Here is a 6,376-nt window from a genome sequence, read left to right on the forward strand (position 1 = left end):
GCTTCGCCTTGGTCGCGGTCTCTGCCTCCTCGTCGTCGGCCATCAGCTCTTCCTTGCTGACCTTGACGTCGTTTACCGAGATCTGGCCGAGCAGATAATCGACGACCTTTTCCTCGAACATTGGCGCGCGCAGCGAATTGATCGCCTCCGGGTTGTTGCGATAGAACTCGAAGGCTTCCTGCTGCTGGTTGGCCGGGAAGCGGCGAACCTGTTCGAACAGGCCGCGCTGCAACTCCTCGTCCGACACGGTGACGCCGGCCTTCTCGCCGATCTCGGCGAGAACCAGGCCGAGACGCACGCGGCGTTCGGCAAGACGCATATATTCGGCGCGCGCCTCTTCTTCCGTGGTCTCCTCGTCGGCGAAGGTACGGCTGGCCGCTTCGAGGTCTCGGTTGACCTGCGCCCAGATGTTGTTGAACTCGGCTTCGACGAGCTTCGACGGCGCCTCGAAGGAGTAGGCGGCGTCGAGCTGGTCGAGCAGCTGGCGCTTCACCTTCTGGCGGGTCATCGAACCGAACTGGTTCTCGATCTGGCCGCGCACGATCTCGCGAAGACGCTCCAGCGATTCCAGGCCAAGGTTCTTGGCGGTCTCGTCAGTGACTTCGAGTTCGCCGGGCTTCGCCACTTCCTTGACGGTGACGTCGAAGGTGGCTTCCTTGCCGGCCAGATGCGCCGCCTGGTAGTTCTCGGGGAAGGTGACGGTGACCAACTTCTCGTCACCGGCCTTGGTGCCGATCAGTTGATCCTCGAAGCCCGGGATGAACTCCTTGGAGCCCAGCACCAGCGGCTGGTCCGTGCCGGCGCCGCCGGCAAAGGCCTCGCCGCCGATCTTGCCGACATAGTCGATGGTCACGCGGTCGCCTCCGGCGGCCTTGCCATCCTTAGGCTCGTAGCTGCGCGCGGATTCGGCGACGCGCTTCACCTGGTCTTCGACTTCCGACCCCGGCACGTCGTAAACCTGGCGCGTCACCTTGATGTCGGAGAAATCCTTGATCTCGATCGCCGGGATGACTTCGTAATTGAGACGGAACTCGAAGTCGGCGCCGCCGGCCAGGATCTTCTCGGCTTCCTTCTCGTCCTCGGTCATGATCACTTCGGGCTGCATGGCAGCCTTTTCGCCGCGGCCCGAGATGATCGAGCGGGTCGAGTCGTTGAGGATCTCGTTGACGACTTCGGCCATGAACGACTTGCCGTACACCTTGCGCAGGTGCTGCACCGGCACCTTGCCCGGGCGGAAGCCGTTGATCCGCACCTTGTCGCGGGCGTCGTTGAGCCGCGCCATCAGCTTGGCTTCCATGTCACCGGCCGGCACGGTGATCTTGATCTCGCGCTTGAGACCGGAGTTGAGCGTTTCGGTGACCTGCATCCTAAAACCTTTGTTTTCACCAATGAGGCTGCCAAACGGTTCCTAGCCGTTCACAGCCTGCCGGTATAATCTTGCCGGAAATGGCTTTTGGTACGGAACCCGGTGATCTGACCGCTGTCGCGGCTCAAACTCTCCTGAACTACGCTTCCAAAATGTGAAGAAGTCTTTGTTTTTCCTACTTCTTCTTGCATTCTGCAGAAGCGGATAGTCGCGTCCCGTCACATTCGACACGCCTTTTGTCACAGGCTAGGCTAATTTTCAACTATCTTCGCGATTAGGCGAATGACGGCCATTTGGACCCCGACCCATTTGGACCCTCACATTGACAGAATGATGGCTACATGGGATTGCCGGGGAACGCGGATGTGGCGGAATTGGTAGACGCCCTGGATTTAGGTTCCAGTGCCGAAAGGCGTGGGGGTTCGAGTCCCTTCATCCGCACCATCCTTCGCTCTGACGAGCTTCGGGCGACGAGCCACCTGAAGATCAGTGAGCAAAAGGGCCTCTCCGAAGCCTTGGCAAAAGAACGACCGGAGCAATCAATTCCTGGCGGCGCGAGCAAGGCCTTACGCCCGCGGAGACAATTCCGCTTTTTGCCTATCCGATGCACTTGAAATAGCCCGTTAACAGGTTCTTAGTTGCAGCAGGTGGGTTGGGGCTCTGTCAGGTTGTGCGCGTCGTTTCTCTGGTTCTAGGGGTTGGGTCAGCTGTCGCCGCAGCGACATGTCAGGTTGAGGCTTTAGAGTACACTGCGGCCTCCTCTCCGGGCGGGCAGCCGATGCTTGTTGTCTCCGGTGAATTTGGCGCCAACGAACCCGTGAACGCCTTAGGCAACGCGGTTGCGAGCAGCGGGGCCAGGGTGATCGTATTCAACTCGCCCGGCGGCAATGTCGGCAGTGCGATTCGGCTGGGGCGCATGATCCGCGCGGCAGGGTTGGATACGCTTCAGGTTCGCCAATTGCAGTGCGCTTCGGCCTGCTCACTGGCCTTCTTGGGTGGCGTCCACCGTATTGCCGAACCAGGTTCTATCGGTATTCACCGGCCGTTCCTCAAACCGGCTGACGGGATGTCCAACGAAGAGGCTGACGCCCGTGTCCAGCTCGGAACGGCCGCAGTCCTAGCCTATGTAGTCGAGATGGGAGTGGATCCCAAGCTGATGGAATTGGCTTCGAGCTACGGCAAGCATGATATAAGATACCTGTCGGCGAGCGAAATGGCTGACTTGCGCGTGACCAATGCCGAAACGAGCCAATCGCCGGCAGATACATCGCAGATGTCTGCGAGGCCAAATCCCGCGCCCGTGCCTTCCCCTGTACCCGATGCCACGCAACAGCCGGAAAGCGTAGCGGTCGCCTTCGTCAAGGATCTCATCGAGCATCATGGCGACAACGACGATTTCGCTCTTGCTCAAGCTCAGGCGTCCTACGCTCCCACGGTCGACTATTATGGCAAGTTGACGAACCTGAGCTCGATCATTCAGGACAAGAGGAACTATTATCAGCGATGGCCTGAACGCGGATATAGCGTCCGCAATGACAGCATTATGGTCAACTGCGTTGACGATCGCTGCATTGTCTCGGGCGTCTATGACTGGGTTGTACGCAGCCCCTCGATACACAAGCAGGAAAAAGGCGTAGCAAACTTTAGCTATACGATTTCGATTGGTCCCTATCTCAAAATCATCGCAGAGACAGGCAGTGTTCAGCGATAACCGAGACCACCGTTCAGGCGGACCGTCGCGCTCACGCCAAGGCCGTACACACTAATAAAGCGGCTCCTCGAACAGCGTCTTGCTGCCGTCCATGAGCGCCTTGATCTGCGCCGCGCCGTTGGCTGACAGCGCCAGCTTGATGCCGAACGGCCGCACGCGCATGTCATTCTGGATCGCCACGCCCTGGCCTTCGGGCAGATAGAAGCGCTCGATCCCGTATTCCGGCGCGATCGTCATGTTGGGTGAGCGTAGATCCCAGCCATCCGCCACATGGCCGACAATGTCGGCCTCATCGGAAGCGGCAGGCGCCGGCGCCTGATCGAACCATGCCGCGCTCGGCTGCCAGTAGCCGTCGGCACCCTTCTTCAACCTGACGACGAGCTCGGAATCGTTGCTGGTGAACTTGCCTGGCGGAATGTTGGCGATGAGCCTCACCGGGATGCGCGATATGTCATAGCCAAGCGAGATGTAGTCGCCGCGCAGAAGATCGCGTGGGTCCACAGGCTCGATCTTCAAAACCACTTCCTTGCCGTTGCGCAGGATCGCCGCGCGTCCGGCAATGATCCAGCTCAGGAAGCCGATCTGGAAAAGCGCCAGCACCAGCGCCGAGATGATCAGTCTTTTCCCGGTCATGCCGCTGCTCCTCCCCCGGCAGGCGTCTTCATGCGCTTTTCGACGCGGATGATGACCAGCGCCAGTATCCCCAGCAGCACGGCCGCGGACAGGAAGAAGCCGGCCGTGCCTAGCATCGACTGCAACATCACAACATAGATGATGGCGAGTTCGAAGGCGAAGCCGGCATAGGCCACCCAGCGCAAGCCCCTGCTCTCACGACCGCCCAGCATGATCGCCGCGACGATGCCTGCAAGCGCGGTCGCTGAGGCAATCGCAAAGCCGCTGTTGTAGCTCGCCTCATCGCCCAGTTCGAACTGGACCATCGCCAGGCCGGCGAGAAAACCGATAAGCGCGTGCAAGGGCAGCCGGCCGCCGAGCTGCACGATCCTGTCGACGGGTTCCGCCGCGAAGATCGCAGCCGCGAACAGCGCCGCCGAGACGAGCACGAGCGGAATGGCGACTTGCAGCGTGTTGTGATCTATCGCCAGCAGCACGAGATAGAACAGGATCGACAGGACGATCAGGTGTCGCGCCGCCTGGCTGCGTGTCCAGAATGAAATGGCAAACAGCACCAGCGCAATTGCCGCGAAGAGATAGGGAAACTCGGCCCGGCGGAAAAATCCGCCCCATTTGAGGAACAACCAGGCATCGGCGATGCCGACCGCAGCCACGGTGAGGGGGTTCGAGCGCAATGCGACCGCCGCCAGCGCGGTGCCGGCGCACCAGGTCAGCAGCGCCGCGGCCTCGTCTCCCGACAGGTGATACATCTGGCCGATCAGCGCGATCGATCCGCCGAAGGCCGCGGCGGCGACGACCCACAGCGCCTCGCCGATCGCCGCGTGATCGCGTGTCTTCAGCAACGCACCGCCGACATAGCCGCCGACGATGACGGCAAACAGCGCTGCCACGCGCGCCAGCCGGGGAATGGCTTCCCAGTTGGCGGCCACGAAGATGAGTATCGCAGCGCCGAACAGCAGTGCGGCCATCATCGCCAGGATCGAGCCGAAGCTCAGCGAGGTGCGCTCGTTGGCGGCCACGTCGCGCGCCAATGCATCGGCCGTCGCCGCATCAATCAGGCCCGCCTCCCGCCAGCGGGCAATATCCGCCCTCACCCGTGTCGCATAGCCCGCCATGCGTTTCCCCCAAGCTTGGTCATTTTTTTAGCCGCAAGGGCCAAACCGTTGATGCAGCGGCATTTTCCGATTCGGTCTTCTTTGTGTCGCAAGCGTGAAGGGTCGTTAATGTTGCATTGCACAATTTGCATTGCTGCCATGCGCCAATGACACTTTTAAACCGATATGATCCGACCTATTTTCTGTTCGTACACAAACGGAATGATCCGAACTAAAGACGAAACGAGCACTACCATGAACCTGATCCGCAACTACCGCAACTGGCGCCGCTACCGGGAAACCGTTTCCGAGCTGAACCGCCTGTCGAACCGTGAACTGACCGACCTCGGCATCAGCCGCAGCGACATCCACTACGTCGCCCGCAAGGCGGTCTAATCCGCTTCGGACCGCGAATGGTCCGAACCAGTTTTGAGAAGAGTAAGACAATGAACCTGATCCGCAGCTACCGTAACTGGCGCGTTTATCGCGAGACGGTTTCCGAGCTGGGTCGGCTTTCGAACCGCCAGCTCTACGATCTCGGTATCGTTCGCGACGAGATCAAGACGATCGCCCGCAAGGCGGTCTAAGCAAGGCATTTCGCCAGGGTCGACCTCCTCCCCGACCCTGACGGATACGGCCAACCCTCACCTCCTCCCGAGGGTTGACCACCGAAACGGCGCCCGCCGGACCTCCTCCCCCGGCGGGCGTTGTTCTCCAAAAGGTTCCGCCCCTTTTCAACATGTGGCGGAAGGAATTTCGTCAAAGCCGACCTCCTCCCCGGCGATGGCGAATACGGTCGATCTTCACCTCCTCCCGAGGATCGACCCCCAAAACGACACCCGCCGGACCTCCTCCCCCGGCGGGTGTTGTTGTTTTTGGAGCAATTCCAGAAAAAGTGTGCAGCGGTTGGGCTCGGCGACGTCGCCGTAAGCCTCGTCCGGAATTGCGTAAAACAAATAGCTAGGGGGCAGTCTTCCCGCACCAGCCCGCCGAAGCCGGCAATTGCATTCGCCGCGCCAAGCGACTATTCCGGCGCTCATGAGCAAAGATCCCGTTCACGTCATCGGTGGTGGCCTCGCCGGCTCCGAGGCGGCATGGCAAATCGCCGAGGCCGGCGTTCCGGTCGTGCTGCACGAAATGCGCCCGGTGCGCGGCACCGATGCCCACAAGACCGACGGGCTGGCCGAGCTCGTCTGCTCCAACTCGTTTCGCTCGGACGACGCCGAGACCAATGCGGTGGGCCTGCTGCACGCCGAAATGCGGCTTGCCGGCTCGCTGATCATGAGCGCCGGCGACGCTCACCAGGTGCCGGCTGGCGGCGCGCTCGCCGTCGACCGTGACGCCTTCTCCGATGCGGTCACCGCGAAGATCAACGCCCACCCGCTGATCACCATCGTCCGCGAGGAATTGCCTGGCCTGCCGCCGGCGGAGTGGGACCAGACGATCGTCGCCACCGGCCCGCTGACGGCGCCCTCGCTTGCCCAGTCGATCGCCGAGGCCACGGGCGCCGATGCGCTCGCCTTCTTCGACGCCATCGCGCCGATCGTTCATTTCGACACGATCGACATGAAC

Annotated in this window: 7 protein-coding genes and 1 tRNA gene; 5 read left to right on the forward strand and 3 right to left on the reverse strand. The window is 61.2% G+C overall.

The features are described 5' to 3' along the window. Window positions 1-1,366 (reverse strand): trigger factor (gene tig / locus EOA29_RS21385; RefSeq protein ID WP_127221442.1); only part of this gene is annotated, 1,366 nt, incomplete at its 3' end. A 359-nt stretch (window positions 1,367-1,725) separates the two neighbouring features. Between tig and EOA29_RS21390 the strand changes: the two genes are divergently transcribed. Beyond that, window positions 1,726-1,810: transfer RNA gene (locus EOA29_RS21390), tRNA-Leu, on the forward strand. Between the two features lie 334 nt (window positions 1,811-2,144). After that, window positions 2,145-3,077 (forward strand): hypothetical protein, encoded by a 933-nt coding sequence (locus tag EOA29_RS21395; RefSeq protein WP_126093417.1) that lies wholly within the window; start codon window positions 2,145-2,147, stop codon window positions 3,075-3,077. Window positions 3,078-3,128: 51 nt separating this feature from the next. Here the strand turns inward: EOA29_RS21395 and EOA29_RS21400 are convergent, their stop codons facing one another. Then, the gene (locus tag EOA29_RS21400) at window positions 3,129-3,710 is read right to left on the reverse strand and encodes a GDYXXLXY domain-containing protein (RefSeq protein WP_126093416.1); all 582 of its coding nucleotides are present in this window, start codon (window positions 3,708-3,710) and stop codon (window positions 3,129-3,131) included. Continuing rightward, window positions 3,707-4,825: a DUF2157 domain-containing protein gene (locus tag EOA29_RS21405; protein WP_126093415.1), complete on the reverse strand. Its 1,119-nt coding sequence runs from the start codon at window positions 4,823-4,825 to the stop codon at window positions 3,707-3,709. Before EOA29_RS21405 ends, EOA29_RS21400 begins: the two co-directional genes overlap by 4 nt. A gap of 234 nt (window positions 4,826-5,059) precedes the next feature. Here EOA29_RS21405 and EOA29_RS21410 point away from each other — a divergent pair, with 234 nt between their 5' ends. From EOA29_RS21410 to trmFO, 3 genes are all read left to right on the forward strand, one after another. Beyond that, window positions 5,060-5,200, forward strand: a complete 141-nt coding sequence (locus EOA29_RS21410; protein ID WP_082056373.1) for a DUF1127 domain-containing protein — start codon at window positions 5,060-5,062, stop codon at window positions 5,198-5,200. 50 nt (window positions 5,201-5,250) lie between these two features. After that, the gene (locus tag EOA29_RS21415; protein WP_126093414.1) at window positions 5,251-5,391 is read left to right on the forward strand and encodes a DUF1127 domain-containing protein; all 141 of its coding nucleotides are present in this window, start codon (window positions 5,251-5,253) and stop codon (window positions 5,389-5,391) included. 451 nt (window positions 5,392-5,842) lie between these two features. Beyond that, window positions 5,843-6,376: methylenetetrahydrofolate--tRNA-(uracil(54)-C(5))-methyltransferase (FADH(2)-oxidizing) TrmFO (gene trmFO / locus EOA29_RS21420; RefSeq protein ID WP_127221444.1), on the forward strand; the 534-nt coding region annotated here is incomplete at its 3' end.

This window comes from Mesorhizobium sp. M1E.F.Ca.ET.063.01.1.1, from assembly GCF_003998155.1.
In the GTDB taxonomy this organism is placed as follows: domain Bacteria; phylum Pseudomonadota; class Alphaproteobacteria; order Rhizobiales; family Rhizobiaceae; genus Mesorhizobium.